Raw genomic sequence first — 12,707 nt, 5'->3', positions numbered from 1 at the left:
AAACAACACAGCAACATTTGTCTTACTCGTCGTTGCTGCTTCCACGAAACTTGAACAAATCCCGTCGCTGCTTCTTGCTCGGTTTGCCATCGGTGCTAACGCCCAGTGAACCGGCCTTACGCATGGCCGCAGCGGCCTCGCGCTTGGCGATGCTGGCTTCGGTTTCAGCGTAGAGCGCCTGAGCCTCCGGTGCGCCACGGCGTACGATCGACAGCGCCTGAACCACCACCGTGCGCTCCTCGAACCCTACGCGAATTTGAAACTCGTCACCGACCCTCGGTTCCTTGCCCGGCTTGCAACGCTCGCCCCGACAATGCACCTTGCCGCTTTCAATCGCCGCCTTGGCCAAGGCGCGTGTTTTATAAAAACGCGCAGCCCACAACCACTTATCGAGACGGACCTTGTCGTCCTCTTCCTGTTTTTGTGCCACTTGAATTCCTCTCTCAGCCAATAGTCGGAACTGTACTACCGTTTCTGTCGGGCGCAATAACTCGGCCCTCCAGCTAGAATGCGTTCTTGGCCGGATCACCGGCATGGAGTGATCGAGTGACTACATTTCCGTCTTCATTGACCTCGCCTCTGGGCGGGTGCCAGGGTTGTCAGCAAAGCGAGCCACTGGGCTTCGATTTTACCTTCGCCTACCAGCCGATCGTTGATTTGCGAGACCAGTCGATTTTTGCCCACGAAGCATTGGTACGGGGCCTCGCCGGTGAAGGTGCGCTGTCGGTGCTCAATCAGATCACCGAGGACAACCGCTACCGTTTCGACCAGCTCTGCCGGATGCGAGCCATTGAAGGGGCGGCAAATCTAGGGATGCAGACACACCTGTCGATCAACTTCATGCCCAACGCCGTGTACCGCCCGGAACTGTGTATTCGCAGCACGCTGGAAGCCGCGAAAAAACACAACTTCCCCATCGACCGGTTGATTTTCGAAACCCTGGAAAGCCAGCACGTAGATAACTATCGCCATTTGACCAATATTCTGCGTGAATACCGCGAATTCGGCTTCAAGACCGCCATCGACGATTTCGGCGCGGGCTACTCGGGGCTCAATCTGCTCGCTGATTTCCAACCGGACCTGATCAAACTCGACATGGCACTGATCCGCGATGTCGACCGTGATCGTGTTCGTCAGGCTATCGTTCGAGGGATTGTCACAATCTGTGCGGAGCTGAACGTTACAGTCATTGCCGAAGGGATCGAAAGCGCCGGAGAACGGGACTTCCTGGCGGACTGTGGAATTTTTCTGATGCAAGGTTACTGGTTCGCCAAACCTGCATTCAAAGCGTTGGCTCAGGTAACGCCTGGGGCCTGGACGCATTAATCGCTGGTTTATTCCTATTGAAGACATTTGACCATTTGACCGTTGTCGGTCTGCGCGAGTGGGTGGCGCTCCCTGATTTGGGAGTCGCGGGCCTGCGGGCAAAAATCGACACCGGCGCCAGCACCTCCAGCCTGCATGCCACCGATATCGAACCGTTCGAGCGCGACGGGGAACAGTGGGTGCGCTTTACTGCTCACTTGGGCACGGTGGTGCAACTGCGCCACCGACGCTGCGAAGCACCGCTGGTGACGATGAAGACCATCAAAAGCTCCAACGGCCACGCGCAGATGCGTTACGTGGTCAGCACCACCCTGGCCCTCGGTGATCGGGTCTGGCGGGTCGAGTTCACCCTCGCCTGCCGCAAGTCCATGCGTTATCGCCTGTTACTCGGTTCCAAAGCCTTGATCGACGGCCAGTTGGTGGTCAATCCGGGCATTAAGTATGTACAAGACAAGCCGGTGTTCCCGGTATCTACCTCTTCCACAGGTGTTGCATGAAGATCGCTGTGCTGTCGCGGAACCCGCGTCTGTATTCCACTCGTCGTCTGGTCGAAGCCGGTACCGAACGTGGCCATGAAATGGTGGTGATCGACACCCTGCGCGCCTACATGAACATCGCCAGCCACAAGCCGCAGATCCACTACCGCGGCAAGCCGCTGGAGGGTTTCGATGCGGTGATCCCGCGGATCGGTGCATCGGTGACGTTTTATGGTTGCGCGGTGTTGCGCCAGTTCGAAATGATGGGCGTTTTTCCACTCAATGAATCGGTGGCCATCGCCCGCTCGCGGGACAAACTGCGGTCCCTGCAATTGCTGTCACGCCGGGGGATTGGTTTGCCGGTCACCGGTTTTGCGCACTCCCCGGACGACATTCCCGACTTGATCGAGATGGTCAACGGCGCGCCACTGGTGATCAAGGTGCTGGAAGGCACTCAGGGCATCGGCGTGGTGATGTGTGAAACGGCGACGGCGGCGGAGTCGGTGATCGAGGCGTTCATGGGCCTGAAGCAGAACATCATGGTTCAGGAATACATCAAGGAAGCCGGCGGGGCGGACATTCGCTGCTTCGTGGTGGGCGACAAAGTGATCGCGGCGATGAAGCGTCAGGCCAAGCCTGGGGAGTTTCGCTCCAACCTGCATCGGGGTGGCACTGCCAGCCTGATCAAGATCACGCCGGAAGAACGCATGACGGCATTGCGTGCGGCGAAGGTCATGGGGTTGGCGGTGGCGGGCGTGGACATCCTGCGTTCCAATCACGGGCCGCTGGTGATGGAAGTGAATTCGTCACCGGGGTTGGAAGGGATTGAAACCACCACCAACAAGAACGTGGCGGGGATCATCATTGAGCATCTGGAGAAGAATGGTGGGCCGAACATGACGCGTACCAAAGGGAAAGGCTAAAAGCGAAAAGATCGCAGCCTTCGGCAGCGCCTACAGGGGATCGCATTTTCCTGTAGGAGCTGTCGAGCGAAGCGAGGCTGCGATCTTTTCAGCCGTTAAACCGCATCCCGCGGCAACATCAACCCAAGCGGCAAACGCACCCGCGCTTCCAGCCCGCCACCAGAACGGTTACGCAGCTCAACATTCCCGCCATGCATCGAAGCAATCCGCTTCACGATCGCCAAGCCCAACCCGGTCCCCTTCCCGCCACGGGCACGGTCACCCCGAGTAAATGGATTGAAGATCGCTTCCAGCTCGGACGGATCAATCCCCGCCCCACGGTCCATGACACTCAGCACCACATACGGCGCGCTGGTGTCCCCGGACACATAAGCCGCCACCTCAACCCCGCTGCCCGCGTGATGCAAGGCGTTGCCAATCAGGTTGTTCAGCAGCCGCTTCATCGACACCCGGCGCAACGGAAACGGCTGAATCGGCTCCAGGCGCAGTCGCACTTTCTCTTCGTTCTGGTTGTACGGCGCCGCGACTTCGCGCACCAGATCGCTCAGGTCCACCTCTTCCACCGACTCGTCGCGACCATCGCGAATGAACGCCAGGAACTGATCGAGAATCGCGTCCATGTCTTCGATATCGCGGACCATGTCGTCGGTCAGGTCGCTGTGGTCGCCCATCAGCTCCAGAGACAACCGCAAACGGGTCAGCGGCGTGCGCAAGTCGTGAGACACCCCGGCGAGCATCAGTTCGCGCTCGCGGCCGGCCTGTTCGACGTCTTCGGCCATCTGGTTGAAGGCGCGATAGACCTCGGTCATTTCACTCGGCGTGTCGCTGATCGGCAGGCGCACACTGCGGCCCTGGCCGAGTTGCCTCGCGGCATACACCAGACGTTTCAATGGTTGATTGAGCTGGCTGACGAAGATCCACGCCGAGGCAGTGGACAGCAGACCGATAGCGAGGAACCAGCCGAGCACATTCCAGATTTTCTGGCCGCGCAACGGATGCGGGTAAAGCGGCACTTTCAGCCAGCCATCACCCAGGCTTGGCGCCCGAACCCACAGGGCCGGCGGCGAGTGCATGCGTAATCGGACTTCAGTGTCGGCCCCCAGCTCCGCTTGCATCTGCCGCTGATAGATCTCGCTGTAAGGCCAGTGTTGCTCACCTTCCGGCACGCCAGCACCCACTACCCGGATCAGGGTCGCGGCATCGGCAATCTTCGTGCGGTTTTCTTCATCGGCCGCCCAATAGGCGCGTAGCGTCAGGGCGACGCCGTGGCTGTATTGGCGGTCCACCAGCACGTCTTCGTTCATCAACAGATAAACCAGGGTCAGCGCCTTGGAAAACAGCACGACGATAAGCACCAGCCAAAGGGTGCGGGAGAAGAAACTCTGGGGGAACCAAACGGGGGTTTTCATGGATAACCGCTACACACTTGCAGGAGCGAGCGATGCTCGCATATTGCGGATCGCGAGTCTGCGAACAAGGTCATCTGACCCGATGCCCGCAAGACCCGCTCCTACAAATCACCGATCACTTGGTGGCGGCGCCATCCGGAACGAACACGTAACCCACGCCCCAGACTGTCTGGATGTAACGCGGCTTGGACGGATCGGGCTCGATCATCCGGCGCAGACGAGAAATCTGTACGTCGATGGAGCGCTCCAGGGCGTCCCACTCGCGACCACGGGCCAGATTCATCAGCTTGTCGCGGGTCAGTGGCTGACGGGCGTTCATGACCAACGCCTTGAGCACCGCAAACTCACCGGTGGTGAGCATGTGCACTTCGTCGCCGCGTTTGAGCTCGCGGGTGGCCAGGGACAGTTCGTAGTCACCGAAGGTCACGCTTTCGTCTTCGCTGCCCGGTGCGCCCGGCACAGGAGTCGATTGACGACGCAGGACCGCTTTGACACGAGCCATCAGCTCGTCCGGGTTGAATGGCTTGGCCAGGTAATCGTCGGCGCCCAGTTCGAGGCCCTTGATGCGGCTCAGCTCATCGCCCTTGGCGGTCAGCATGATGATCGGAATCTGGTTGTTCGAGGTGCGCAGGCGACGGCAAGCGGTCAAGCCGTCTTCGCCGGGCAGCATCAGGTCGAGGACGACCAGGTTGAACACTTCACGCGCCAGCAGGCGATCCATTTGTTCAGTGTTCGGTACGGCGCGGGCGCGGTAGCCCTTGCTGACGAAAAAACGTTCCAGCAGGCTGCTCAGCCCTGGATCGTCGTCAACAATAAGAATTTTTTCGCCTTCAGCAATGTTTGCAGTGCTGCTCATTAGATGCTCCTTTGATCTCGGCGCGCATTATGGCGTAGCTGCCGTTATACGCACCGTGTGCATTGTTAGCAGATTTTTCCTTCATCGCCAGAAATCCGGTCTTTATGCCTACAGCCTGCGATGCCCCCGAATGACAGAACGCTGGTTATAATGCGCGGCCTTTTGTGTCAGGCAACGTCTGATCATTACTGTAGGTGGCCGTTTTTTATTTTCATGGCACGGGCAGTAATTGTTCGATTTCACGGGTCAACGGGATACCTGTTGATCCAGGTAGCGGCGCAGGCCAGGCCGCTCAACCAGACTCGCCGAGCCCTTATCTCTGCGCCTGCGAGCCTGCTTTCACAATTTGTCAGGTGGTTTTATGGACAGCATCAACAGCCGCATCGCCGAGGAACTCGGTGTACGCCCACAACAGGTCGAAGCGGCCGTCGCGCTACTCGATGAAGGCTCTACCGTTCCCTTCATCGCCCGCTACCGGAAAGAAGTGACCGGGAGCCTCGATGACATCCAGCTACGTCATCTGGAAGAGCGCCTGCGCTACCTGCGAGAACTCGACGAACGGCGTATCAGCATCCTTGCCAGCATCCAGGAGCAAGGCAAGCTGACCCCGCAACTTGAACGCGACATTAAACTCGCCGACACCAAAACCCGCCTCGAAGACTTGTACCTGCCGTACAAGCAGAAGCGCCGCACCAAGGGCCAGATCGCCCTGGAAGCCGGCCTCGGCGAGCTGGCCGACGGCCTGTTCAACGACCCGACCCTGACACCAGACGCCGAAGCCGCGCGCTTCGTCGATGCCGAAAAAGGCGTCGCCGATGTGAAGGCGGCTCTCGAAGGCGCCAAATACATCCTGATGGAACGCTTCGCCGAAAACGCCGGCCTGCTGGACAAATTGCGCAGCTACCTCAAGCAGGAAGCCACCCTCAGCGCCCGCGTGATCGCCGGCAAAGAAGAGGAAGGCGCCAAGTTCCGCGACTACTTCGAACACGATGAACCGCTGAAAAGCATGCCGTCGCACCGCGCGCTGGCGATTTTCCGTGGCCGCAACGAAGGCATTCTGAGTTCGGCGCTGAAAGTCGGCGATGAACTGCCGGGCGCCATGCACCCATGCGAAGGCATGATCGGCCAGCAATTCGGCATCCAGAACCAGAACCGCGCCGCCGACAAATGGCTGGGCGAAGTGGTGCGCTGGACCTGGAAGGTCAAGCTCTACACCCACCTCGAAACCGATCTGCTGGGCGAACTGCGCGATGGCGCAGAAACCGAAGCGATCAACGTGTTCGCCCACAACCTGCACGACTTGCTGCTATCAGCGCCGGCTGGCCCGCGCGCCACACTGGGTCTCGACCCGGGCCTGCGCACCGGTTGCAAGGTGGCCGTGGTCGATTCCACCGGCAAGCTGCTGGATCACGCCACGGTTTACCCGCACGTGCCGCACAACAAATGGGACCAGACCATCGCGATTCTGGCTGCCCTGTGCGCCAAGCATGCAGTGGACCTGATCGCCATCGGCAACGGCACCGCCAGCCGTGAAACCGACAAGCTGGCCGCTGAACTGATCAAAAAATACCCAGCCATGAAGATGACCAAAGTCATGGTCTCCGAGGCCGGTGCATCGGTTTACTCGGCGTCGGAACTGGCGTCCAAGGAATTCCCGGACCTCGACGTGTCGATCCGTGGCGCGGTGTCGATCGCTCGTCGCCTGCAGGATCCACTGGCTGAGCTGGTGAAGATCGACCCGAAATCCATCGGCGTCGGCCAATACCAGCACGACGTGTCGCAGCTGAAACTGGCGCGCGGCCTGGACGCTGTGGTCGAAGACTGTGTGAACGCCGTCGGCGTCGACGTCAACACCGCTTCCGTGGCGCTGCTGGCCCGCATCTCCGGCCTCAACGCGACGCTGGCGCAGAACATCGTCAGCCACCGCGACGAACACGGCGCGTTCAAAACCCGTGCGGCGTTGAAGAAAGTCGCTCGTCTGGGCGAGAAAACCTTCGAACAGGCCGCTGGCTTCCTGCGCGTCATGAACGGCGACAACCCGCTGGATTCGTCCGCGGTTCACCCGGAAGCCTATCCGCTGGTCCAGCGCATCGCCGCTGAGACCGACCGCGACATTCGCTCGCTGATCGGCGACGCCAGCTTCCTCAAGCGTCTTGATCCGAAAAAGTACACCGACGAAACCTTCGGTCTGCCAACGGTCACCGACATTCTGCAAGAGCTGGAAAAACCTGGCCGCGATCCGCGTCCCGAGTTCAAGACCGCCGAGTTCCAGGAAGGCGTCGAAGACCTCAAGGACCTGCAGCTGGGCATGATCCTCGAAGGCGTGGTGACCAACGTGACCAACTTCGGTGCTTTCGTCGACATCGGCGTGCATCAGGACGGTTTGGTGCACATCTCTGCGCTTTCGGAGAAGTTCATCAAGGATCCGCGTGAAGCGGTGAAGGCCGGTGACGTGGTGAAAGTGAAGGTCATGGAAGTCGACATCCCGCGCAAACGCGTTGGCCTGTCGATGCGCATGAGCGACACGCCGGGCGAGAAAATCGACGGTGCCCGTGGTGCACGTCCGGGTTCGGCGCCACGCCAGTCCCAGAACACCGCACCGCGTAAGGAAACCACGGCGGCGGCTCCGGCCAACAACGCCATGGCGTCGCTGTTCGCCAACGCCAAGCAGTTGAAGAAACGCTGATGGACATCCCGGCCGGGCTGACCGAAAGCGCTTTTTTCAAGTTGCTGGGGTGTCACTTGCACAGTCTGGAGACCGGGGTGGCGCAAGTCGCCCTCGGGCTTGCACCAGAGCTGCGCAATCGCGGCGGCAAGCTGCACGGCGGGGCCTTGTTCAGTCTGGTGGACATTGCCATGGGGCTGGCCTGTTCCAGCACCCATGGTTTTGACCAGCAGAGCGCTACCATCGAATGCAAGATCAATTACATTCGCGCCGTCGCAGACGGTGAAGTGATGTGCACCGCGCGGGTGATCCACCCGGGCCGCCGCACGCTGGTGGTCGAAGCTGACGTGATGCAAGGCGACAAACTCGTCGCAAAAGCACAAGGCACGTTCGCTGTCCTGTAGCTACCCGTCATCGATTTGAGTTAATTTCGGCGCTGTGACCGCAGCGTCGGAGTTTCCTATGGGATTGCGGCGATCCAAAACCAGGCGACAACGCCAGTTTTAACTTCACCCTTGTAGACCGTCTTGCCCACCCCCATATTGGGGCGACTGACGCGTGAAGGAATCCAACTTGAGCGAACTTCTCAACCGCCGCCTGGCTCTGCTCGGCGAGCGCGCTAACCTCTCTCTGCTCGAACAGTGCCTTCACGGCATCGAACGTGAATGCCTGCGCGTGACCGGCGAAGGTCGCCTGGCGCAAACGCCGCACCCGGAAGCATTGGGTTCCGCGCTGACCAACGAACAAATCACCACCGACTATTCCGAGTCGCTGTTGGAGTTCATCACGCCCGCCCTGCCCGACCCGGCGGACACTCTGGCGAGCCTGGACAAGATCCACCGTTTTGCCTACAGCAAGCTCGGCAACGAGTACCTGTGGAGTCCATCGATGCCGTGCCCGTTGCCGGCCGAGGAAGACATCCCGATCGCCTATTACGGCACCTCCAACATCGGTCAGCTCAAGTACGTCTACCGCAAGGGCCTGGCCCTGCGCTATGGCAAGACCATGCAGTGCATCGCCGGGATTCACTACAACTTTTCCCTGCCGGAAAAGCTCTGGCCGCTGCTTAAAGAGGCTGAAGGCTTTGTCGGCACCGACCGCGACTATCAGTCGTCGGCCTACATCGCCCTGATCCGTAACTTCCGTCGCTACAGCTGGCTGCTGATGTACCTGTTCGGTGCCTCGCCTGCGCTGGACGCCGGTTTCCTGCGTGGTCGCTCGCACCAGTTGGAACAACTGGACCCGGACACCTTGTACCTGCCGTACGCCACCAGCCTGCGCATGAGTGACCTGGGTTACCAGAGCAACGCCCAGGCCGGTCTGACGCCGTGCTACAACGATCTGGCCAGCTACACCGACAGCCTGCGCAAAGCGGTCGCAACGCCTTACGCGCCGTACGTCGAAATCGGCACGCATCAGGACGGAGAGTGGGTTCAGCTCAACACCAACATCCTGCAGATCGAAAACGAGTACTACTCCAACATCCGCCCGAAACGTGTGACCTACACCGGTGAACGGCCGATCCAGGCGCTGGTGGCCCGTGGCATTCAGTACGTTGAAGTGCGTTGCCTGGACATCAACCCGTTTCTGCCAATGGGCATCGATCTACCGGAGTCGCGGTTCCTCGACGCATTCCTGTTGTACTGCGCGCTGAACGACAGCCCGCTGCTGACGAATACCTCGTGCGGCAACGCGACCTCGAACTTCCTCAGCGTGGTCAAGGAAGGTCGCCGTCCGGGCCTGCAACTGCAACGCGACGGTCATCCGGTGGACCTGAGAGAGTGGGCCAGCGAGTTGCTGGAGAAGATTGCACCCCTGGCGGCGATGCTGGATCAGAGTCATGGCGGCGATGCACATAGCGAGGCATTGGATGCGCAGCTGGCCAAGGTCAAGGACCCGTCCCTGACGCCATCGGCTCAGGTGCTGGCAGCGATGGCTGAGCACAAAGAGAGCTTCAGCCAGTTCTCCCTGCGTCAGAGCCAGGCTCATGCGGAGTTTTTCCGCAGCGAGCCGTTGAATGGCGATGATCAAGCCAAGTTTGAAGACCGGGCGCGTTCGTCGCTGGCCGAGCAGATTGAGCTGGAGCAGAACGAAGTCGGCGATTTCGATGTGTTTGTCGGGTCGTATCAGGCGAGTATTTTGGCAATCAGCAACTAAGCAGCGCCTGTCAAAAGATCGCAACCTTCGGCAGCTCCTACGGGACGGTGCCAAGGTTGCGATTTTTTTTGCCCGCACCACGCAATTTCGAATTCGCACGCTACCTTTGTAGGAGCTGCCGCAGGCTGCGATCTTTTGATCCTTTAGAATATTCCGCTCATAAGCTCATTCGAAAAAGTTATTTATTTTCGGATTCTTATATCATTTAGTCTCCTTTTCACGCCGACTCTCGGTCGCCTGACAAGGAGCTTCTCAATGAAATTGACTTTCCCCCTTCGCCTGCTGGCGGCCGCGTCTCTGGCTGCGGTGAGTTTCTTTGCCCAGGCGGCTGACGTCACCGTCGCCTACCAGACCACCGTAGACCCGGCCAAAGTCGCCCAAGCCGACGGCGCGTACGAAAAAGCCACCAACGCCAAAATCGACTGGCGCAAATTCGACAACGGCGCCGATATCATCGCCGCCATCGCTTCCGGCGACGTGCAGATCGGTTACCTCGGTTCCAGCCCTCTGACCGCAGCAATCACCCGCAAAGTCCCGGTAGAAACCTTTCTCATCGCCACGCAGATCGGCGCCGCTGAAGCCCTGGTTGCCCGCGATGGTTCCGGGATCAAAACCCCGCAGGACCTGATCGGCAAGAAAATCGCCGTGCCGTTCGTTTCCACCGGCCACTACAGCCTGCTGGCCGCGCTGAAGCACTGGAACATCGACCCGTCGAAAGTCACCGTCCTCAACCTTGCCCCCCCAGCCATCATTGCCGCGTGGAAACGCGGTGATATCGACGCCACTTACGTGTGGGACCCAGCCCTCGGTGTCGCCAAGGAAAACGGCAAAGTGCTGATCACCTCCGGTGAACTGGCCAAGTTCGGCGCGCCGACCTTCGATGCCTGGATCGTGCGTAAAGACTTCGCCGAGAAGCACCCGGAAATCGTCACCGCGTTCGCCAAAGTGACCCTGGATGCCTACGCCGAGTACCGCAAAGACCCAAAAGCCTGGCTCGCCAATCAATCCAATGTCGACAAACTGGTGAAACTCTCCGGCGCCAAGGCCAGCGACATTCCATTGCTGCTGCAAGGCAACGTCTTCCCACTGGCGGCTGATCAGGTGATCACCCTCGGCGCACCGACCACCAAGGCCATCACCGACACCGCCACGTTCCTGAAAGAACAAGGCAAGGTTGAAGCCGTGCTGCCGGATTACGCCCCGTATGTCAGCGCCAAATACATCACCAACTGATCGGAGTTAACCGCGATGGCTTTGCTTCAGCTGGAGCGCATCAGCGCACAGTACCCAGGCAGCCCGGAACCGGTACTGGCGGAGATTTCCCTGAGTCTTGGGCCCCAGCAGTTGCTGGTCGCCCTCGGCCCGTCCGGCAGTGGCAAGACCTCGCTGTTGAACCTGATTGCCGGTTTCGTCGAGCCTAGCGCCGGGCGCATCACCCTCGATGGCGTGCCGGTCAAAGGCCCGAGCGCCGAACGCGGCGTGGTGTTCCAGGACGATGCCCTGCTGCCCTGGCAGGACGTGCTGGCCAACGTCGGTTTCGGTCTGGAACTGGCCGGCATTGCGCGGGAAAAACGTGAACTGCGCGCCCGGGAAATGCTCGCCTTGGTGGACCTTTCCGGCTTCGAAAACCGTCGAATCTGGCAGCTTTCGGGCGGCCAGAAGCAACGAGTCGGCCTGGCCCGAGCCCTCGCTGCTGATCCGCGCGTTTTGCTGATGGACGAACCCTTCGGCGCCCTCGATGCCTTCACCCGCGAACAGATGCAGGAGTTGCTGCTGCAAGTCTGGCAGCGCACCGCAAAACCGGTATTTCTGATTACCCACGACATCGAAGAAGCGGTGTTTCTCGCCACGGGTCTGATTCTGCTGGCGCCGAATCCTGGGCAAATCGTCGAACGCCTGAGCCTGGATTTCGGTCAGCGTTATGCCGCTGGGGAGTCGGCTCGATCAATCAAATCCGACCCGCGCTTTATCGAAACCCGCGAACACGTGCTCGCCAAAGTGTTCTCCCAACGCAGCGCCGCCCAGCGGCAGGAGACCGTATGAGCAGCTATGAGATTCCGGCCGTCACGGTCAAACCGCACTCGACGGTGATTCCTGTTCGTCGCAGCCTTAGTACTCGCTGGATCAGTCTGCTGACGCTCGTCGCACTCGTGGTCATTTGGTGGGCCGTCACCGCCACTGGAATGATCGAACCGCTGTTCCTGCCGCCACCCTTTGCCGTGCTGCAAAAAGGCTGGCTGCTGGTGACCACCGGCTACATGGATTCAACGTTATGGCAGCACCTTGGCGCGAGCCTCAGCCGAATCGGTCTGGGCCTGGGCTTCGCGGTGCTGACCGCCGTGCCCGTTGGAATCGCCATCGGCCACAACCGCATCGCCCGCGGCATTCTCGATCCGCTGATCGAGTTCTACCGCCCTATCCCGCCGCTGGCTTATTTGCCGCTGATCGTGATCTGGTGCGGCATCGGTGAGCTGTCGAAAGTCTTGCTGATCTACCTCGCGATCTTCGCCCCGATCGCCATCGCTACGGCGACCGGCGTGCGCACGGTTGACCCGGCCAAATTGCGCGCGGCGCAGTCGTTAGGCGCGACCCGGGCGCAGTTGATTCGCCATGTGATTCTGCCGAGCGCGTTGCCGGACATTTTGACCGGTGTGCGGATTGGCCTGGGTGTGGGTTGGTCGACGCTGGTCGCCGCCGAATTGATCGCCGCCACCAGCGGTTTGGGCTTCATGGTGCAGTCGGCCGCGCAGTTCCTGGTCACCGATGTGGTGGTGCTGGGGATTCTGGTGATCGCGCTGATCGCCTTCGCCATGGAGATGGGCTTGCGCGCCTTGCAACGCAAACTGGTGCCGTGGCATGGCCAGGCTCACTAAATAGCCCGCTCCCACAAAAAGC

The 12,707-nt window shown here is 60.1% G+C and carries 12 protein-coding genes; 9 read left to right on the top strand and 3 right to left on the bottom strand.

From position 1 onward, the window contains the following. Nucleotides 1-22 precede the first annotated feature (22 nt). A complete protein-coding gene (locus MO767_RS27525) occupies nt 23-430 on the bottom strand; it encodes a S4 domain-containing protein (RefSeq protein WP_282483101.1) in 408 nt (135 codons plus the stop codon). A gap of 116 nt (nt 431-546) precedes the next feature. On the opposite strand from MO767_RS27525, the gene MO767_RS27520 reads away from it, so the two are divergent. The 3 genes from MO767_RS27520 to rimK are packed head-to-tail and all read left to right on the top strand — an operon-like array spanning nt 547 to nt 2,725. Further along, nucleotides 547-1,326: an EAL domain-containing protein gene (locus tag MO767_RS27520; RefSeq protein ID WP_282483100.1), complete on the top strand. Its 780-nt coding sequence runs from the start codon at nt 547-549 to the stop codon at nt 1,324-1,326. Between the two features lie 35 nt (nt 1,327-1,361). Beyond that, nucleotides 1,362-1,823: an ATP-dependent zinc protease gene (locus MO767_RS27515; RefSeq protein ID WP_176471525.1), complete on the top strand. Its 462-nt coding sequence runs from the start codon at nt 1,362-1,364 to the stop codon at nt 1,821-1,823. Continuing rightward, nucleotides 1,820-2,725, top strand: coding sequence for a 30S ribosomal protein S6--L-glutamate ligase (gene rimK / locus MO767_RS27510; protein WP_129439418.1), 906 nt, complete (start codon nt 1,820-1,822; stop codon nt 2,723-2,725). Before MO767_RS27515 ends, rimK begins: the two co-directional genes overlap by 4 nt. A 95-nt stretch (nt 2,726-2,820) precedes the next feature. Here the strand turns inward: rimK and MO767_RS27505 are convergent, their stop codons facing one another. Both MO767_RS27505 and ompR read right to left on the bottom strand, forming a co-directional pair. Further along, the gene (locus MO767_RS27505; RefSeq protein ID WP_008149285.1) at nt 2,821-4,134 is read right to left on the bottom strand and encodes an ATP-binding protein; all 1,314 of its coding nucleotides are present in this window, start codon (nt 4,132-4,134) and stop codon (nt 2,821-2,823) included. A 115-nt stretch (nt 4,135-4,249) separates the two neighbouring features. Next, a complete protein-coding gene (ompR, locus tag MO767_RS27500) occupies nt 4,250-4,990 on the bottom strand; it encodes a two-component system response regulator OmpR (protein WP_129439422.1) in 741 nt (246 codons plus the stop codon). A gap of 361 nt (nt 4,991-5,351) precedes the next feature. Between ompR and MO767_RS27495 the strand changes: the two genes are divergently transcribed. The 6 genes from MO767_RS27495 (at nt 5,352) to tauC (ending at nt 12,685) form a co-directional block, all read left to right on the top strand. Continuing rightward, nucleotides 5,352-7,676, top strand: a complete 2,325-nt coding sequence (locus tag MO767_RS27495; protein ID WP_282483099.1) for a Tex family protein — start codon at nt 5,352-5,354, stop codon at nt 7,674-7,676. Then, entirely contained in the window at nt 7,676-8,059 is a 384-nt protein-coding gene (locus MO767_RS27490; protein ID WP_282483098.1) for a PaaI family thioesterase, read from the top strand. Before MO767_RS27495 ends, MO767_RS27490 begins: the two co-directional genes overlap by 1 nt. Nucleotides 8,060-8,228: 169 nt before the next feature. Further along, nucleotides 8,229-9,812, top strand: coding sequence for a glutamate--cysteine ligase (gene gshA / locus MO767_RS27485; protein WP_282483097.1), 1,584 nt, complete (start codon nt 8,229-8,231; stop codon nt 9,810-9,812). Nucleotides 9,813-10,067: 255 nt separating this feature from the next. Then, on the top strand, nt 10,068-11,045 hold the full coding sequence (tauA, locus tag MO767_RS27480) for a taurine ABC transporter substrate-binding protein (RefSeq protein ID WP_282483096.1): 978 nt from the start codon (nt 10,068-10,070) through the stop codon (nt 11,043-11,045). A 15-nt stretch (nt 11,046-11,060) separates the two neighbouring features. After that, on the top strand, nt 11,061-11,855 hold the full coding sequence (tauB, locus tag MO767_RS27475; RefSeq protein WP_282483095.1) for a taurine ABC transporter ATP-binding subunit: 795 nt from the start codon (nt 11,061-11,063) through the stop codon (nt 11,853-11,855). Then, nucleotides 11,852-12,685, top strand: coding sequence for a taurine ABC transporter permease TauC (gene tauC / locus MO767_RS27470; RefSeq protein WP_282483094.1), 834 nt, complete (start codon nt 11,852-11,854; stop codon nt 12,683-12,685). The genes tauB and tauC overlap by 4 nt, the downstream gene beginning before the upstream one ends. The last annotated feature ends 22 nt before the right edge of the window (nt 12,686-12,707 follow it).

Origin of the sequence: Pseudomonas sp. UYIF39 (assembly GCF_029963765.1) — a bacterium.
In the GTDB taxonomy this organism is placed as follows: Bacteria; Pseudomonadota; Gammaproteobacteria; order Pseudomonadales; family Pseudomonadaceae; genus Aquipseudomonas.
Note: the sequence above shows the minus strand (reverse complement) of the source record. Positions and strands in the feature narration are given on the sequence as shown.